The organism is Bacillus sp. EU55 (genome assembly GCF_038005925.1).
Lineage (GTDB): Bacteria > Bacillota > Bacilli > Bacillales > Bacillaceae > Bacillus > Bacillus velezensis.
Genome location: NZ_JBBOUE010000001.1, coordinates 2,338,677 through 2,355,606 on the forward strand (window position 1 = coordinate 2,338,677; position 16,930 = coordinate 2,355,606).

Genomic DNA, 16,930 nt, shown 5'->3' on the forward strand with positions numbered 1-16,930 from the left:
TCCTGTCTCTATTTTTGTCGAAACGGATGATACTTTTCGTCAAAGAGCGCAAAAGCCGAAACGAGGCAAAGTCCGAGACTGAATCCGGCAAGGACATCCGTCGGAAAATGCGCGCCCAAATAAATTCTGCTGAGTCCGATCAGAATGACGAGAACTCCGGTAAAGACGGTGACGGCCCGTTTTCTTTTCGTAAAAAACGGAACATGCTTGATCAAAAAGTAAGCGATGACGGGATACATCACTGCCGAATTCATGGAGTGGCCGCTCGGAAAACTGTATGAGGTTTCATGGACGAGCGGTTCAAAAGCGGGTCTGGCTCTTTCAATCAATTCTTTTATTTTTATGTTTACAATCCGTTCAATGAGAAAGAGAAGCGGCAAAAAAACAACATCCGGCGTTTTTTTGTACATATACAGAGCCGCGCCTGTCAAAAGAAGAAGCGGCAAAAGCACCGCGGTCGTGCCGAGCTCCGTTATCCATAACATCAATTCATTCAGCCAGGCAGACCTGATCCTGACAGCCGCTTCTATCACGCGCTCATCAAAAGCCCGGACGGCTTCTATCCGGATCGCTGCTGCGAGCAGAATAAACAATGCGAAAAGACTTGCTGGCTTGTACAACGTTTTCCCCCCATGTTTCATTCTCCCGAGCCGATTGAAAAAACCGAAGCTTTTTCACTTCGGTTCCGCAGTTTCAGTCTTCATCAAGCTCTTCGTCTATCATACATTTTTCTAATAAATAATCAAAGGTGATGTCGGCTATTTCGAAGATTTCCTCTTCACTCGGTATGTACCCGCGCATAGCAAGCTGACTGTAAAAATAATCAGCTATTTCTTCTGTGTCAATCACAAGATCTATTTCTTTCATGCAAACACCGCCTCCTTTTTTATGTTTTATGAAAAAACCGTTCAAATTATACCCGAAAGTTCTAAACGTTTTGTCCGCTCATATACTTTTAAAAAACAAGCCCCGGAGGGAGAAAAGATGATGACGAAAATGATGGCTTTTTTGGACGGAGATGGATTTGATATCGTATTGGAAAAAGTGCTGAAAGGAATGTCGTTTGTAATCTTTGCCGGCTGTCTGCCCTGGTTTTTATATGTCACCGTCCGTTTTTTTGCCGGCTAGCTGAAATGCTCCCGCAGGCTTTCCAGCACAAAATTCATCATATCTTTATATTCTTCGTCACCGAACAAATGATAAAGAATCTTATAATCGTTATAAATATCAAGCAGCTCATCTACAATCGATACCGCCAGCACATGCAGGGTATCGGGATCATCAGCATCGCCTTCAAACTGAAGAAGAGCAGACGCGACGGTATCCTCGCCGATCTCATGAGATGCTTCCCCAACATAGTGGACAAACAGCAGCTGATGCACAAACTGATCCATTTCATATTTTCTCAGAACCAGCGTGAGATCCTCTTCCTCCGTTTCAAGCCACTCTCCGTCTTTCAGCCGAGTCAGCTCATAAATAATATCCTCCCAGCCATCCTCTAAATATCTCCATATTTCAGTTCTGTGGCCGATGACACGGAATAATTCCTTTCCGTAGTCCTTTACATATACGACGTCGCCGATCAGAAATTCATATTCAATATCCAATTTCTCCATATCGACGATCACGCCCTCATAATCTTTATAAAGCTGGATGGACGATTCAAAATAAAGCACTTCATTATGATTGACTTCGTAAAGATAATGTTTATCAATTTGATGAACCTTCGTAATGGTGCCGACGGTTCCGTACATCACGACGACCACGATGTCTCCCACTTGAAATTTCGGTTTATCTGGCTTCATGCTGTCTCCCCCTTGCCGCGGACTGTCATACGCTATCGTATGCCGGCCGCCATAATTTCGCATGGGCATGAAAACCACAGGAAATATCTATTTCTGCACCTGTTCAAAATGTCAAAAACCGCAACATGCTTGTGCGTTTTTTCACTTATCGTAAACAGAAGCGTCCGATGACATTCCGCTCTCGATCGAATGAGCAGTAACAATGCTGAGACAAAAAGCTTCTATTTTTTATGAGTTTTTGTTTTTTTCTCTATGACGCAAAGGAAAATACCCGGCCCGAAGGCATGTTGACACACCGCCGTGATGTTCAAGATTCGTAGGAGTATGGAACTCCCATTCCGGCTGCATATTTGCAATGGCTTGTGTATCATGAAGAACCAAACTCATTTCGGCTTTCAATGAAGGCACAACTTCAATCCGCTTCAACCTTGTCACATAAAATCCCTTTTCCGTCCAAACGCAGTGGCTCATCAGTCTTACCTAATCACTTCATTTAAATGTTTGATTATTTCTCCGTGAAAAGAGGCTCCTTACACGGGACCCCACCGGCAGCAGGCCTGATCCGGTGAACTCTGCAGCTATACATTCTACTGCATTAAGATACGTGCCGTCAGGAAGATTTGTTTACGTGCTGATCAAAACGGACGGCGTTGCGGGATTTGATCATACGGCACCTCATAAGCGAGTGATTTCAACAGAAAAAAACCGCACAATGTGCGGTTTTTCGTCAGGCGTGATGCACCTCGGTCTCATATTTTTCCCAAGCCTCATCAAATGTCGACATCGTTTCTAAATAATCGGCGCTCAGTTCTAAATACGAACTGAGCTCATGATAATCGCTTGACGTTTTCGGAAAGCCATGGTCTTCATATGCCTGATTTGCAAATCGGCTGATTGCGTCCTGCGGCTTAGGATGCCTGTATTTCATTAAATAGTGGTAAAAGGATTTCATGGGTTTCCCCTCCTGATGACTGTCTTTTGTTGTACTATTATACATTCCAAAAGTGAAATTACAACAAAAGAAGACTAGGAGAAGTCAAAATAATTCCGCTTCAATATCCGTTCTGTCTGCATCAGCTCTTGATATGTGAGTGTTTCCGGTAATTTTTTGGCGTCGACTAAAAAAAGCTGATTTTCGATTTCGCCTATGACCGCTTCCTCCTGATACGTCATCCCGCAGGAAGAACAAGCGAACGCGGGAGTATCTGTAATTTCTATGGCCCTCGTACCGTCAGGAAGCTCCCAGTACACAGCCGCCTGACAAGCTGACGCCTTCTGATTGCCGCACCACTCGCATGGCTTCACGGCGATTCACCTCCGACTTCCGATCCTGCTTTTTGCTCTTTCTTTTGCTGTGCAATAAATTTCTTTTCTTTCAATTCATCTCTCTTTTCCCTGCGGTCTTTCAGCGTTTCATGATCAGGGTTTGATGTAAACGTTTTCCTCCTGTCGATCCTCGATACATTTTCCGGTGTGAACGAAACCTCTTTGTCCGCGAAAATGGCGCTCAGTCCGACCGGCTCTTGTTTGGCCATCGTTCCCGGAAAAACAGATTCAAAATAGTCGTCGGCTTGATTCGGGATATAGTTTTCCGGCTCGGGATAAGATGTAATCACCCCTTCGAAGTTTCTGATCACAACTTTCTCCGGACTTTGGGAGAGCAAGTAGTTCGGCTGCAGGGCGATTTTACCGCCTCCGCCCGGGGCGTCGACGACAAAGGTCGGCACGGCAAAGCCCGTTGTGTGGCCCCTCAGTCCTTCAATGATTTCCAGCCCTTTTGACACAGGCGCTCTGAAATGGCCGATTCCCTCTGACAAATCACATTGATAAATATAATACGGACGCACGCGGATTTTCACTAAATCATGCATGAGTTTTTTCATAATCGGCACTGAATCGTTAATGCCTGCTAAAATAACGGCCTGGTTACCGACCGGAACACCTGCGTTAACGAGCTTTTCACACGCCGCAACCGATTCTTCCGTCAGTTCGATGCTCGTATTAAAATGAGTGTTCAGCCAGACCGGATGATATTTTTTCAAAATCTGACAAAGGTTATCTGTTATCCGCTGCGGAAATACGACGGGTGCTCTCGTTCCGATCCGGATAATTTCAAGGTGGGGAATGTCACGCAGGTTTTTCAAAATATATTCCAGAATCTGATCGTTGATTAAAAGCCCGTCTCCGCCGGAAATCAGGCAGTCACGGATTTCCGGCGTTTCCCGGATGTAAGCGATTGCCGCATCGAGCTGTTTTTTCGGCACCCCCATTCCGATCTGTCCGGAAAAACGCCTTCTGGTGCAGTATCGGCAATACATCGAGCATTGATTTGTCACCAGAAAAAGAACGCGGTCGGGATAGCGGTGCGTAAGACCGGGAACCGGTGAATCTTCATCTTCAAACAGCGGATCTTCAAGGTCATATTTCGTTTTGTGCATTTCTTCTGACAGCGGCACGGACTGCATGCGGATCGGACATCTCGGGTTATCGGGATCCATTAAAGAAGCATAATAAGGCGTAATGTTCAGGGGAATGGTTTTTACAGACATCCTGACGCCTTCTTCTTCCTCTTCGGTCAAATGAATGACTTTTTTCAGGTCATCGACGGTTCTTACAGTATGGGTGAGCTGCCACAGCCAATCATTCCACTTGTCTTCCGGCACATCTTTCCACAATTCAATCTCCTTCCAATGACGCTTTGGCTGAAACCATTTGTTTGTCAAACGAATTCCTCCTTATGAATGGCCAAACGTAAAGTCTTGCACCATATATTCATATTTTCGAGCCCTTCTGAAATGCGGCAGTTGTTCACAAGCCTGCCTCTGTAGCCGTATCCCGCATGGTACAAAACGGCATTCATCCCGTAAGACGCTGCACGGGCCAAGGAAAAAAGATGAATGATTCCCCGGCCAGCGAGTTCCTGCTCCAACGCTTTAAACAAGTGTGCTGTTACGGAGTTCCCCCTGTAATCTGACAGAACCGCGCAATCGGTCATTTCAGCGTGCCCCAATACCGGATTGATATCTGCGCTTGCCGCCCCAATGAGACGATCCTGATCAAATGCGGCATAATAGATGGTGTTTTCTCTCATTGTTTTTTTAATATAAAGGGGATTAAAGACAGGAGTCGGATAGGTAAGAAAAACATGTTTATATAAGTGCGATAAGCGGTCTGCATCATCTTCGTCCGCTTTTCTGAACATCAGCGCGCTTTCAGTCTGAGTCAGTCCCCGCTGCGGTGTCTCATATAAACGGTCAACAGTCGAATCTTCTGATACATATGAATCTGACCGTCTCCGTTCCTCTGATAAATAGCGCACCATCACAACAGCCTCATGCCCGTTGTAATACCCGTCTATGACACCCTCAACAATAAAAAGATGCTTGACAAATTCCGGCTCATCGCCGCGCTTAGCAAAGAAAATTACCTTTTGGGCTCCTTCTTGCTTTGCTTCTGCCAAAACGGCCGGAATAAGCGCCGTAATCTGCCCGTCATAACGAATGACTCTGAGCCGCTCATTGAAACGGTCTGCATCAATCTCAGCCGCCCCCTTTTCAGCCCTCAGTTCCTTTATCAGCTCCGTCACCCCCATCTGCCACCCCGCACCATTCCATCATAAAAAGAGAAATGATTTTGACGGCATCGATTAACGCCCGGATTTCAATGTATTCATTCGCCTGATGCGCCGCCTTGACTTCTCCCGGACCGAAGACGATGACCGGCGTCTGTCCCGCGTGCTGCAAAAGCCCTCCGTCCGTTCCCCACGGGGACGCTTCACGAACCGGTTTTGCCCCTTTCATTTTCTCAAAAGAAGATTCCAGAGCGGAAATCAGCGGATGCTCATCCGGGAGATCATTCGGAAGCCACTGAGCCCCAAACCATTCTATTTCCGCGGGGTGGTGTTTAAACCATTCATCCCGGTACTCCAAATCTTTCAGCCAGCTTGCCAGTTCTTCTTTTACTGCTTCCGGCGTTTCATTCGGCGCTATTCCGCACCTGCCTTCTATCACCACACGGTCAGCTACCGATGATGGCCACGTTCCCCCTTGGACGGTGCCGATATTAATGGGAACCGGAATCGGAACGTCCCGATAAAGCGGGTCTGTGATACGGGCGTTGCGGACGTGTTCAAGCTCTTTAAGGGCTGTGATGACATGCAGGCTTTTTTCAATGGCGCTCACCCCTTCATAGCGGGTGCCGCCGTGTGCGGACAATCCTCTTACCGTAATGCGGAACCACATAGATCCTTGCTGCTTAACAAACAGCTTTAAATTAGTCGGTTCCGGAATAAGCGCCCCGTCAGCCTTGTAGCCCCTCATAACAGCCGACAGCGTTCCCGCGCCGCCGCACTCTTCATCTACGACACTTTGAAACAGAACATCTCCTTTTAACGTAATCCCGCAGGCTTCAAGCGCTTCTAACGCAAACAAGAGGGCTGTATTGCCGCCCTTCATATCCGTTGAACCGCGGCCGTAAACTTTGCCGTCCTTTTCAACAGCGGTAAACGGTTCATACGTCCATGCGGCGGGATTTCCTTCCGGGACAACATCAATATGTCCGTTCAGTATCAGTGATCTTCCGCCCCCGGCCCCTTTTTTTACGGCTGTGATATTCGGGCTTTCATGGAAATTTTCGCGTTCCGATACAAAATAAGGATGCTCTTTCAAATGTTTGACACTCGGCTCCCATACATCAATATCCATGTCAAACTGTCTCAGTTTTTCTAAAACGACTGCCTGTGCGTTAAATTCATGGCCGAACGTGCTTTTTTCCCCGATCAGCCGTTTCAGCAGGCTTACCGCTTTTGCTGTGTTTTCTTCCGCCCACTCAGTGACTTTCTTTTCTAATTGATCCATGGACAGACCCCCTTTTAAGAAAACATTCTCCCAATCTGATTTCGGCATCCGTTGTTTGAATGACATCGTCTATGGTCGTGCCATTCAGCAGTTCCTCAAGAACAAAAGCCCCATCATCTATGCTGATGACGGCTTTCTCTGTAATGATGAGATCTGCACAGCCCGCTGCTGTAAGCGGCAACGAACAGCTTTCGACCAGCTTCGGCCGGCCTTTCTGATCGGTGTGGCTCATGACGACAACCACTTTTTTTGCGCCTTGGGCAAGCTCCATCGCCCCGCCCATTCCGGGCACTTTTTTCCCCGGCACGAGCCAATTGGCGAGATCACCTGTCCTGTTGACTTGGAGCGCGCCTAAAATGGTAATATCTATCAGCCCTTTTCTGATCATGGCAAAAGACAGAGCTGAATCAAAATAGGAAGCACCCTTAACTGTACTGACAGGAAATCCGGCCGCATTGCATAAAAGCTCATCCTCCTCTCCGCGCTCCGGACTTCCGCCGATCCCCAGGACGCCGTTTTCCGCCTGCAGCATTACCTCCATGCCGTCCGGCAGAAAATTCGGCACTAAAGAAGGAATGCCGATCCCCAAGTTGACGATCATTCCTGAGGTAACTTCACTGGCGGCCCGCCTCGCGATACTCTCTCTTTCCGCTATTCCCAAGCCCATCTCCACTTCACTCCTTCACTTTGCACGACACCCTCCACGAAAACGCCCGGCGTTACAATATGCTCGCTGTCAAGTTCGCCGGCAGGCACAATCTCTGCAGCCTCAGCAAATGTTCTTTCGGCCGCCGCAGCCATCAGAGGGTTCATGTTGCGCGCCGTTTTGTCAAACGTCAGATTCCCAAATTCATCAGCAGTATGTGCGGACACAAAAGCGAAATCAGCCGTCAGCGCTTTTTCAACTAAATAGGACTTTCCGTCAATCGTTACGGTTTCTTTGTTTTCACAAACGGTTGCGTTATCAATGCCGATATCAGTTAAAATACCGCCTAGCCCCGCTCCGCCTGCGCGAATCCGTTCAGCAAGCGTCCCTTGCGGCGAAAATTCCACCTCAAGCGTTCCGTCAGTCATTTGCCTGCCCGCGACAGGATTTGAGCCGATATGGGAAGCGATCAGCCTTTTTACCCGTTTATGAACGATAAGCGGGCCGATGCCGATTTCCGGAAATCCGGCATCATTGCAGATGACGGTCAGCTCTTTAACGCCGCTTTCCAAAATCGCTTCGATTAATGACGGAGGTGAACCCACTCCCCCAAAACCGCCGAACATGATGACAGATTCGTCCTTGACATCGGCAATTGCTTCATGAATATCGGTTTTTTTATGAAAAATAGACATATCAGCTCAATCCTTCTTCATCATTTTTTCAACTTCTTCTGCGGCCTGGGAAAATAGATCTGACAGCTCATCCAGCTCAGCATATGAAATCGTGAACGGCGGGGCGATGATGACGGCGTCTCCTTCCCCGCTGTCAATACCGGGCTTTGCAGGGTAAATAAGCAGGCCCCGTTTTTTTGCCGCTTTAATGATTTTTTCGGTGAAGGCCTGTTTTTTCGAAAAAACGTCCTTCGTCGTTTTATCCTTAACGAATTCAACCCCGATCAGGAGGCCTTTACCGCGGACATCCCCAATCACCCCGCTGCGCTCTTTGATTTCTTCTAATTTCCGCTTCAGCATTTCGCCTTTTTCCTCTGACTGCCGAAGCAGCTCGTGTTTCTTAACATAGCGAAGCACTTCAAGCGCCGCTCTTGCACAGTATGGGTTGGCACTGTACGTATGTCCGCTCATAATGACCCCGGAGCCCCGCTTGATCGTTTCAATGATGTCATCAGACGCAACAGCTGCCGCTATCGGAGCGTAACCGGCGCCTAACCCTTTTCCGAGCACCGCGATATCAGGTGCGATCCCCCAATGCTCAGAAGCAAGCATCCGCCCTGTTCTCCCGAGCCCCGTCATGACTTCATCCGCGATAAACAAAATACCGTGCCGGCGGCAGACATCCTCAAGCGCTTCATAATAACCTGCCGGCGGAGTGATGGCCGCCCCGGCTGCTCCGACAATCGGTTCTGCGACAAATCCCGCGATAAATGAGGAACCGACCCGCTGAACAGCCGTTTCCAGTTCAGCTGCCGCAGCCTTCACAAATTCCTCTCCCTGCAGCTCAGAACGATACATATTAGGTGCTGAAACGGCCGGAAACCGTTCAAGCAGTTGGGTGAAGCGGTATCTCCGTTCGTAGAATCTCGATAATGAAAGCGCTCCCAAAGTAATACCGTGGTAACTGCCCCATCTTGATAGAAAGACGGATTTTTGGTATTGCCCTTTTTCCTGCCAATATTGAACGGCTATTTTCATCGCTGTTTCGACTGCCTCTGAGCCGCTGTTTACAAAAAATGACCAATTCAGCCCGCCCGGCAGATGATCGGCCAGAAATAAAGCCAGTTCTTCTGCCGGAGTACTGGTGAATTGCGAGCGATACACAAACGAAACGGAGTCAAGCTGCTCTTTTAAAGCTTGTATAATATCCTCCGTGCCGTGGCCGATATTGCAAGTGACCGCCCCCGATGCTCCGTCAAGATACTTGTTCCCCTCCTGATCATACACATATGATCCCTTTCCATGACTGACTGACGGATAATTCCCGTCAAGCTCCGGTTTGATTAAATAGCTACCCATATCTTTCCACCTCGAAAACCCATTTGCTTCATTGTATGAACAGATGAATAACCGCATTCTTATCCTTCAGAAAGTTTTTTGCAGAAAATACCTTTCTGTAAAACAGGCTGCCGGAGATGTCCCGACAGCCTGAAGAGCGTTCTGGAAATTCTATTCCTATTGTTGATTTTATTCTTTGCTCAGCTCATCATCACATCATTTTTGATCTGAATCAGTATAAGCAGAAGGCGGAAAATTCCCGTCTTCTTTACTGTATGGGAATCAATATTTCACACAAATGATGATTCACCTTTTGTAAAGTATACCTTTCGATAATAGGCTGTTCTCTGATTGATAAATTATTTTTTTCGATCTCAGAAAAAACAGTGTTCCAAAATCCACTGACTGCCTCTTTTGTATGATCAAGCAAGAAAACAGCGTACTTCCCTCCGGAAAATGTACCGATCCGGGCTGGTTCAGGCACATGGTCTTGATTGATAACAAGACAAACATCATAGCGGCATTTCTCTTTAGGAGTACGATTCGGATGATCTTGCGGAATTCCTAAAATGACAGAATGATCAAGCAGACCATTCAATTGCGCCCAGTTTTTAAATGACTCCATCAGTTCTTTGTTTTGCTTTCCGCCATACTTTCCGACGTTTCGGAAATAAGCAATTCTTGATTCAGGTAATTCTTCAATCGTTATGTCCACATTTTCGCCCCCTTCTCCAGAAAGGTAATATGTATTAAAATGTTTTTCAAGCTGATTTTTCAGCATGGAAATAACAAAAAGCCTGCAGAAAGTGATGTTCTCTGCAGGCTGATTTTCATTATAGGATTTTTTTCAGTCTAACAAATAAAAGCCGCACCGACGATGATTAATAAAATAAACAATACCACAATCAGCACAAAAGTGCTGGTTCCGCCTCCGCAGCCGCCGTGCCCGTAACCATAGCCAAAACTGCCGCAGCCGTAGCCATATCCGTATCCGTATCCGTACATACGCAAATCATCCTTTCTTCTTACGATATACGGCATTGTATGCGGGCCAACTCCCAATTGGTTTATGCGAATGCCCAACTATGTAAGAAAATAATGAAAAATTGTATGCACGCGCCGAAATCTTTTGAAGCCGAGTTTTTCATAAAAGCGGTTTACACCGTCCATCCCGGACGTCACAAGGTATACGGTTTCCATGCCGTTCAGCTTTGCCGCCGACATCAGCTCATTCATCAATATCGATCCGTAGCCTTTTCGTTGAAATTGATCCAGAATTGCGACTTCTTCTATTTTTGCGGTTTTATCTGCTTTGTTGATGAAAAGCTCTCCGCAGCCGATCGGAATCGTTTGTGAGGCATCGCTGTAGCACACGACAAGCATAACCGTTCCGTCCTTATACAAAGGATATTTCCGCTCAAGCTTTTGTTCGGCCGCCGCCTCGCCAATGTAAAGGGCATCATAGATGTTCATAATAGACGACCCGTCGGCGAGGCTTTTTTCCGTTCCCCAAGCAGTGAGCGGGTGTCCGGCCTGCAGGTCCCCATTTTCCAGTTTCCTTGCAAAAAACAGCTCATCTTCCACTACGCAGCCCTGCTTTACCAGAGTTTGTTTCAGAAGAAGCGGAAACGTGTGCTCCGGAGCCGCTTTCACATGAATATAATTGGCTTGAAGCATGCCCGGAACGGACGAAAAAAACGGCAGGAGTTTGTCTAACGGAAATGTATGGTGCAGCTGAATAAAGTTATGCGAAAAAATCTGCGGCAAAAAAGGGTCCGTATATACACTGAAATGCTCGAACCTCTGAATGCCGGAAGTAAGCTCTATATACTGCTTCTCGGTTTTATCAAATTGATCGGTCATAAAAGCTCTCCTTTTCCTTACACATCCAACTGCATCTCTCAACCTTTTGTTATATTGAGATTTCTCATAATTTCATCGTACACCGGATAGAACGGCATTCCAATTGGTAATTGTTTAATTTGCTGAAAGGAAATGGGTATCGCCTTCTGATTCGCAAAAAAGCGTTTCGCTACGTCATGACTGATCGGATGGAGAACCCCTCTCAAATAAACATAAAATTCCCGTTCAATGCGAAACAGCATTCTCCCGGGCAGATGTTGAATACAGCCCGATGTCCCCCGGCTGATCGGCGGACCGTCCGGAAGCGCTTGTATTTCGTCCCGTTCTAAAGCCGGGATGTCATGCCGTTTAAATCGGTAAAAGCGAAATGCGCTATGATCAACCAGCCTTTTCTCCCCGTCTTCTATAAAATAAACATGAAACTGATCCCTGACGAGCTGAAAATTCGGAATACTGACGGAGTTCTCTTCCTCATATTGAAATAAAAACGGATCCGGAATGACGACGGTTCGCCCTTCATATAACGTATGCCAGCGCTCGTTTACAGGCTTCCTTTTATTTCGGTCAAGCTGATATACTTTCTGATCCGTCCCCTTTACAAAGGACCCGTCGATCAGGACAGACGGAAGCGATTGATACGTGTTCTGAAATGAGTGGGGTGTTTTATAGGTCGTATCCAACACTTCTTTTATCGGCAGAAATGATGTAAATGTGTTGAGCCTGCTCCAAAAAACAGAGTCTCCGTGATTCCAATGCATAACATCTTCGTCCCAAAAGCTGCCGAACTTCTCTTTCACACGCTCAAGCAATGATCTCCGGTGCATCACCGAACAGTGATCAACGAGAAAAGCGGCCTGATCAAGCACCTCTTCAGCAAAACGATAGAAGTGGAATTGTTCTGTTCCGCGCCCGTTTACATGTATCACCTTCTGGCTGGAATAGACGGCATCAAACCCGCTGCATTGATTAAGAACTTCCGCCATGCGGCTGAGCCTATCCGGATGAAATACGGTGTCGTCTGTCAAATAAGTGATGTATTCGCCTTTAGCCCGTGAAAGCGCATCATTAATCAAAACGGCATACCGGGTCGACTTCAGCCGTTCGGCAGGATTGATAAAACTGTTGTCATAATATATGCGAGGATCTTTTATATACGTACTGATGGCAGCCGAAGTTTCTTCATTTGAATGATCATCCATCACAAACAGCTCCCAATTGCTGTAGGTCTGATGCAAAACACTTTCAATCGCCTGTTTCACAAGATCCGGTTTGTTGTAACTCGTTAAGATAATTGAGATCTTCTTTTCCATCCCATCACCCCTTCTGTAAAACGTAAAAAACGGCTCCGAAAGAGACAGAGCCTGATATCCGTTATTAAAAAGCACCCCAGCTGACGATGCTTGAAATCGCGACGTTTGATCTCGTATTATTGAGCGGATTTTGAAAAACGGCCAAATCTGACAGCACTTCTTTGACAATTACGTTTTGCAGTGTGCTGCCGTTAATCAGATTGACGCGTGATACAGGAACCCCAAGCTCTTTTGCCATTACAAGCTGACGCCGCAAATCTGAATGATCTCCGGACGGCTGACGGGATAACAAAAGAAGAAGAAGCAGTACGAGCTGAAATTCCTCCTCAAAACCCCCGTGTTTTACAGTTTCTTCTGAATCCAAAGTATTCCTCTCCTTCATTTTTTAATCTATACAACGTATGTCATACTCTTACAATCCGCATAGGCAAACAAAGCCTGATTCGAAAATTCAGCTGTTTGATTAAATATTGAAAAAAACACAAGCAAAACGGCATTCGACTTATACCAATCTCTTCAATCAGGAATATGAATAAACGTGAGGTTGAAATTGTTAAAGGAGGTGTATGTTCGCATGAGCGAGGATCGTTTGGAGCTTAAAAAGGAGTTATTGAAAACTCTTTTAGCCCCTGTATTTGACAACAGCGCTTTATCTGGCGGCACAGATGGAGGAGATAATGTGGAAAACAAAGTAAAAGATTTATTGGAATCGGCAATTGATGCAAAAGTAGATGAAGCAGCGGCGAAAGACAGTCTCAGCGCACAATCTATATTGGGAAGCGGTATTTCATTAGCGGCGAGATGGATTTTTGCAAGAATTCAGCCCGGCACTGTCATCAGCATTGTGATGGATTCAGGAGACATGATCGGCCCGGTTCAATTTGTTGCCTTTGACGAAATTCACGGAATCGTTTTTGTTACGCAGGAAAATTCCGTTACACCGGCAGGCTCTGCTACAACATTGCTTGACGTCGACAAAGTTGAAAGTGTCACGTTCACTTCGTAACAGCATATGAACGTTTTATATATCCGTTCAGGATATAAAGGCATATACACGTATTTTGACCGCTGGATCGAGGAAGGCTTTTTACAGTCTTCCGTCCGCTTTTTTTCTGTTTCTGAGTTTGAGGAAGATACCATCCGCAGTATACGGGCATTCAAACCAGACATCAGTCTGATGATGACGGGAGACCGTATTCCGTCTGAATGGCTTCAATGGCTGAAGACGGAACAGATTCCCGTTTATCTATGGATGACGGAGGATCCTTTTTATTTCGATGTGAGCATGACAATCGCCCCTTTCGCCGATGCCGTTTTGACGATAGAACAAAACGCGCTTGATGCTTACCGGCAAATGGGCTTACAGCACGTATATTATGTCCCGATCCCCGTTAATCAGCGGCTTTTTAAGAAACAACCTGCTGAAGCCTCTCTTCACACAAATCTGCTTCTGATCGGATACCCTTACCCGAACCGCGTTGAACTGGTGAAAGCAGCGGCGAAGCTTCCGTATACGCTTCGTATTATCGGGAAGGGATGGCGCAGACATCTGCCTAAAAAAATCGCCAGGCAGCAAAATGTGCTCGTAATGGATGAATGGATTGAACCCGAACATGCCGCATTATATTACAACAGCGCAGACGTGGTCTTAAACCCTCACCGTTCTTATCGGTTTGCGCTCAATCAGAACGGACGCGGCATCGAAAATATCAGTTTAAATACGAGGAGCTTAGACATTGCGGCTTGTCAGGCCTTTCAGCTGACAGACCTTTCTTCCGCGCCCCCGTTTTCATCCTTTGTTTCTTACAGCGGGCTTGCGGATTTTGCGGATAAGATCCATTTTTATATGACAAACCCGGGTGAACGTAAACAAATCGCGGCGCTTAATTACCAAGAGACAGTACCGGCGTACACGTATGACCGGCTGCCGGCTGTGCTTGCGGCTATCCGTTCCAGGACTTTCTCATGAAACGCTCTTCACATCAAAAAAAGCAGCTTTGATAAGCTGCTTTTTTCATGTTTATTTTCCGCTTCTGTCAGTCAGTTTTCTCGGGTCAACCTGTTTATTGACCTGCGGGTGAAAGCCGATTTTATCAGCGATTCTTTCCCAAGGCACCATTTTAAAATTTTGATTCACTTTTTGGCCGTGATCTATATTTTCTCCATCCTGTGCGACAAAAAGGCCGAACGGATATTCAGGCCCCAGCCCGAAACCCAGAACGTCAATTCCGTCTGTATCGCTTGTGCCGTCTGTTTCAGGCCCGTCTGTTATCTGAAAGTCCGCAACATATTTGTTCTGTCCCTGTCTTTCATAAATCGCGTAGCTGCTGTTACCCTGGCTTGATGCAAGCAGATAACCTTTCCCGTCAGCAGCGTAGTAAATCGTCAGTCCTTCAATATCAGGGGTTAAATGCCTGCCGTCGGCACGATCGATAACCGTTCCGTTACTGCCGCCGTCCGGCTCAGCGCTGAACTTCCAGATGGCCTCATCTTCTTCTGCGATATAAAGACTGCCGTATTCATCGTCTGCTGCCATCCCTTCTGTCTGAGAATTCATTTTAAACGCCCTTACCTTTTTGCCGGATATGTATCCATTTTTATCCGCATTTAATTCGTATTGTTCAAATTCGCCTTCTTTCCCTGTCACCATCGCGTAATATCTTCCTGTTTTTTGACTGTGGTACAAGCTGAAACCGTATACTTCATCAATTGCTGATGCAATCGGGCGGTCTGGATCTGTAATGCTTTGTAATGTGCCGTTTTTCCCGTCAATGGCGTAAATCTCAATGGTATTCTTTCCTTCAGACCGATTGGATGCCGCCGCAATATCGACTTTTTTTCCGTTCAACGGAAAATCATAGCGGATATCAACATTGTTCAGCTTCCCGGTATGATAGGAATGAAGCGTCTTTCCCTCTAGGCTGTACACGACTAAGCCTGATTTTTTATTGGTTGTGATCAATTTGCTGTTCTGAGGATTCTTGGGGTCCAGCCAAATCGCAGGATCATCAGCTGCATCACCGGCTGTATCAACCGGCTCCGTTTCCGCCGCCGCATTCACGGTAAAGTGATAAGGATCAGACAGCTTATGCTTGGCCTGGGAAGAAACCGCACCGCATGTGAGCATCAATCCGGCTGCCGCGGTTAACAAAAGTGTTTTTGAATGATTCATTTTCCTTCCTCCTTTTAATGAACGTTCACTTTAATTGTAAAATACATACAGGAAGTTCAGTGTTAAGTTTTTGTGAAGATTGTACGAATATGAGAATTTATGGAGAGAAAAAATTGACATGAGCAAATATTTAAAATGAATATTTAGTACAATGTTTTATTTGTATTTCTATTCTATTAATCGGGTAAAGCGAAGTGAAAGCGCACAGATTAATGTTTTTCTCTAATTTTTGATTTATTGGTTTCTTTCATTAACTCGCTGAAATTGTTCAACATATGATGCATGGTAGAGAAACGAGAGTTGGAGGATAAGCCATGCCTAAACAGCAAGCAGTAGAGCTACAACCGTTTTTTCACGATAAAACTGTTCTCGTCACAGGCGGGACAGGATCAATCGGAAGCCAAATAGTAAAACGCCTTTTGCTCTTAACCCCTAAAGAAGTCATTGTGTTCAGCAAAGATGACAGCAAACAATATGTGATGAAACAAAAATACGCGGATGAACAAAGACTGTCGTTTGTGCTCGGCGATGTTCGTGACTACAGAAGAGTCAACCAAGTGATGAAAGGTGTTGATATTGTCTTTCACACAGCTGCGCTGAAGCAGGTTCCGACATGTGAGGATAATCCCTTTGAAGCCATTCAAACCAACCTTATCGGCGGACAAAATGTCGCAGAAGCCGCTTTGCTGCAAGAGGTGACGCATGTGATTAATATCAGTACCGATAAAGCCATTTATTAAGATACTTACTACAAACAAATCAAAAAAAGAAGCTTACTCTGCACTCCTTTCCAAAGCAGCCTCCAATAAATGCTGAGCAAATTGTTTATAAAATTCATCTAAGTCATTACTCGCTTCATCCTGATCTATATAGCGGATACTGTAATTATCTTTATGGACAACCTTTATTGTTTTCTTCTTTAATTCCTCATAACGTTGGTAAGGTTCCAAAACTACACCCCCGCTTTCACAGGAGTATTATATGTATGTAATGGTTCGTCTCTTGACTGTTCTTTCTTTATCAAAGCCTCACAAGCTTGTTCAATGTATCGTTAACTTTTTTCTTTATCCAGCGTTCAGTACCGATCTCTTCGCATATGAATATGGGAATGCTGGTTTTATTCAAGGTGCCTATAAATTCAAAAATGAATTCTTGATATGTGCCTTCTCTGCACCTGAGTCACAATCGTCAAATAAATCTTGGGGCAGGAATAAGCCACCGCGAATGAGGTGAGGTTTGAAGACATTAATTTCTGTTCAATATGCC

Annotated in this window: 22 protein-coding genes and 1 pseudogene; 4 read left to right on the forward strand and 19 right to left on the reverse strand. The window is 45.9% G+C overall.

Annotated features, from left to right (window positions below):
• Positions 1-8 precede the first annotated feature (8 nt).
• Both NYE50_RS11820 and NYE50_RS11825 read right to left on the reverse strand, forming a co-directional pair.
• Positions 9-620: a phosphatase PAP2 family protein gene (locus tag NYE50_RS11820; RefSeq protein ID WP_224988102.1), complete on the reverse strand. Its 612-nt coding sequence runs from the start codon at positions 618-620 to the stop codon at positions 9-11.
• A 73-nt stretch (positions 621-693) separates the two neighbouring features.
• The gene (locus NYE50_RS11825; RefSeq protein WP_003153696.1) at positions 694-867 is read right to left on the reverse strand and encodes a YozD family protein; all 174 of its coding nucleotides are present in this window, start codon (positions 865-867) and stop codon (positions 694-696) included.
• 117 nt (positions 868-984) lie between these two features.
• Between NYE50_RS11825 and NYE50_RS11830 the strand changes: the two genes are divergently transcribed.
• Entirely contained in the window at positions 985-1,128 is a 144-nt protein-coding gene (locus tag NYE50_RS11830; RefSeq protein ID WP_014418137.1) for a hypothetical protein, read from the forward strand.
• On the opposite strand, the gene NYE50_RS11835 is transcribed toward NYE50_RS11830, so the two are convergent.
• From NYE50_RS11835 to cgeC, 14 genes are all read right to left on the reverse strand, one after another.
• Positions 1,125-1,805 carry a hypothetical protein gene (locus NYE50_RS11835; RefSeq protein ID WP_014418138.1) on the reverse strand — a complete coding sequence of 227 codons (681 nt, stop codon included), beginning with the start codon at positions 1,803-1,805 and terminating at the stop codon, positions 1,125-1,127. The two genes, NYE50_RS11830 and NYE50_RS11835, sit on opposite strands and share 4 nt — an antisense overlap.
• 727 nt (positions 1,806-2,532) lie before the next feature.
• The gene (locus NYE50_RS11840) at positions 2,533-2,757 is read right to left on the reverse strand and encodes a YozE family protein (RefSeq protein ID WP_016936640.1); all 225 of its coding nucleotides are present in this window, start codon (positions 2,755-2,757) and stop codon (positions 2,533-2,535) included.
• A 74-nt stretch (positions 2,758-2,831) separates the two neighbouring features.
• Positions 2,832-3,110, reverse strand: coding sequence for a YokU family protein (locus tag NYE50_RS11845; protein WP_224988099.1), 279 nt, complete (start codon positions 3,108-3,110; stop codon positions 2,832-2,834).
• Positions 3,107-4,528: a lysine 2,3-aminomutase gene (gene ablA / locus NYE50_RS11850; RefSeq protein WP_022553216.1), complete on the reverse strand. Its 1,422-nt coding sequence runs from the start codon at positions 4,526-4,528 to the stop codon at positions 3,107-3,109. The genes NYE50_RS11845 and ablA overlap by 4 nt, the downstream gene beginning before the upstream one ends.
• A complete protein-coding gene (gene ablB, locus NYE50_RS11855; protein ID WP_014418140.1) occupies positions 4,525-5,397 on the reverse strand; it encodes a putative beta-lysine N-acetyltransferase in 873 nt (290 codons plus the stop codon). The genes ablA and ablB overlap by 4 nt, the downstream gene beginning before the upstream one ends.
• Positions 5,360-6,661: a peptidase gene (locus NYE50_RS11860; protein ID WP_017417986.1), complete on the reverse strand. Its 1,302-nt coding sequence runs from the start codon at positions 6,659-6,661 to the stop codon at positions 5,360-5,362. Before NYE50_RS11860 ends, ablB begins: the two co-directional genes overlap by 38 nt.
• The gene (locus tag NYE50_RS11865) at positions 6,633-7,328 is read right to left on the reverse strand and encodes a 3-oxoacid CoA-transferase subunit B (RefSeq protein ID WP_172869525.1); all 696 of its coding nucleotides are present in this window, start codon (positions 7,326-7,328) and stop codon (positions 6,633-6,635) included. Before NYE50_RS11865 ends, NYE50_RS11860 begins: the two co-directional genes overlap by 29 nt.
• Positions 7,313-8,002, reverse strand: a complete 690-nt coding sequence (locus NYE50_RS11870) for a CoA transferase subunit A (protein ID WP_072177840.1) — start codon at positions 8,000-8,002, stop codon at positions 7,313-7,315. The genes NYE50_RS11865 and NYE50_RS11870 overlap by 16 nt, the downstream gene beginning before the upstream one ends.
• A gap of 6 nt (positions 8,003-8,008) precedes the next feature.
• Positions 8,009-9,340 (reverse strand): aspartate aminotransferase family protein, encoded by a 1,332-nt coding sequence (locus NYE50_RS11875; RefSeq protein ID WP_224988098.1) that lies wholly within the window; start codon positions 9,338-9,340, stop codon positions 8,009-8,011.
• Positions 9,341-9,587: 247 nt separating this feature from the next.
• Positions 9,588-10,034 carry an AraC family transcriptional regulator gene (locus tag NYE50_RS11880; protein WP_032863669.1) on the reverse strand — a complete coding sequence of 149 codons (447 nt, stop codon included), beginning with the start codon at positions 10,032-10,034 and terminating at the stop codon, positions 9,588-9,590.
• 137 nt (positions 10,035-10,171) lie between these two features.
• On the reverse strand, positions 10,172-10,324 hold the full coding sequence (locus NYE50_RS11885; RefSeq protein ID WP_159354274.1) for a YjcZ family sporulation protein: 153 nt from the start codon (positions 10,322-10,324) through the stop codon (positions 10,172-10,174).
• A 78-nt stretch (positions 10,325-10,402) separates the two neighbouring features.
• On the reverse strand, positions 10,403-11,182 hold the full coding sequence (locus NYE50_RS11890) for a GNAT family N-acetyltransferase (RefSeq protein WP_159354275.1): 780 nt from the start codon (positions 11,180-11,182) through the stop codon (positions 10,403-10,405).
• A gap of 38 nt (positions 11,183-11,220) precedes the next feature.
• Complete coding sequence (locus NYE50_RS11895; RefSeq protein ID WP_021493928.1) at positions 11,221-12,492, reverse strand: glycosyltransferase family 2 protein; 1,272 nt, start codon at positions 12,490-12,492, stop codon at positions 11,221-11,223.
• A gap of 64 nt (positions 12,493-12,556) precedes the next feature.
• Positions 12,557-12,856 carry a spore maturation protein CgeC gene (gene cgeC, locus NYE50_RS11900; RefSeq protein WP_007407929.1) on the reverse strand — a complete coding sequence of 100 codons (300 nt, stop codon included), beginning with the start codon at positions 12,854-12,856 and terminating at the stop codon, positions 12,557-12,559.
• A 210-nt stretch (positions 12,857-13,066) separates the two neighbouring features.
• Between cgeC and NYE50_RS11905 the strand changes: the two genes are divergently transcribed.
• Together NYE50_RS11905 and NYE50_RS11910 are read left to right on the forward strand one after the other, a co-directional pair.
• A complete protein-coding gene (locus tag NYE50_RS11905) occupies positions 13,067-13,498 on the forward strand; it encodes a hypothetical protein (protein WP_159354276.1) in 432 nt (143 codons plus the stop codon).
• 6 nt (positions 13,499-13,504) lie between these two features.
• Positions 13,505-14,461 (forward strand): CgeB family protein, encoded by a 957-nt coding sequence (locus NYE50_RS11910; protein WP_029974272.1) that lies wholly within the window; start codon positions 13,505-13,507, stop codon positions 14,459-14,461.
• A 51-nt stretch (positions 14,462-14,512) separates the two neighbouring features.
• Here NYE50_RS11910 and phyC read toward each other — a convergent pair whose 3' ends face one another.
• The gene (gene phyC, locus NYE50_RS11915; protein WP_094295957.1) at positions 14,513-15,664 is read right to left on the reverse strand and encodes a 3-phytase; all 1,152 of its coding nucleotides are present in this window, start codon (positions 15,662-15,664) and stop codon (positions 14,513-14,515) included.
• Positions 15,665-15,978: 314 nt separating this feature from the next.
• Between phyC and NYE50_RS11920 the strand changes: the two genes are divergently transcribed.
• Positions 15,979-16,404 (forward strand): SDR family NAD(P)-dependent oxidoreductase, encoded by a 426-nt coding sequence (locus NYE50_RS11920; RefSeq protein ID WP_224988097.1) that lies wholly within the window; start codon positions 15,979-15,981, stop codon positions 16,402-16,404.
• 33 nt (positions 16,405-16,437) lie between these two features.
• Here NYE50_RS11920 and sprB read toward each other — a convergent pair whose 3' ends face one another.
• Positions 16,438-16,614: a recombination directionality factor SprB gene (gene sprB, locus NYE50_RS11925; protein WP_007612049.1), complete on the reverse strand. Its 177-nt coding sequence runs from the start codon at positions 16,612-16,614 to the stop codon at positions 16,438-16,440.
• A gap of 2 nt (positions 16,615-16,616) precedes the next feature.
• A pseudogene (locus NYE50_RS11930) lies at positions 16,617-16,789 on the reverse strand (hypothetical protein); the annotation flags it as partial.
• Positions 16,790-16,930: the final 141 nt, after the last annotated feature.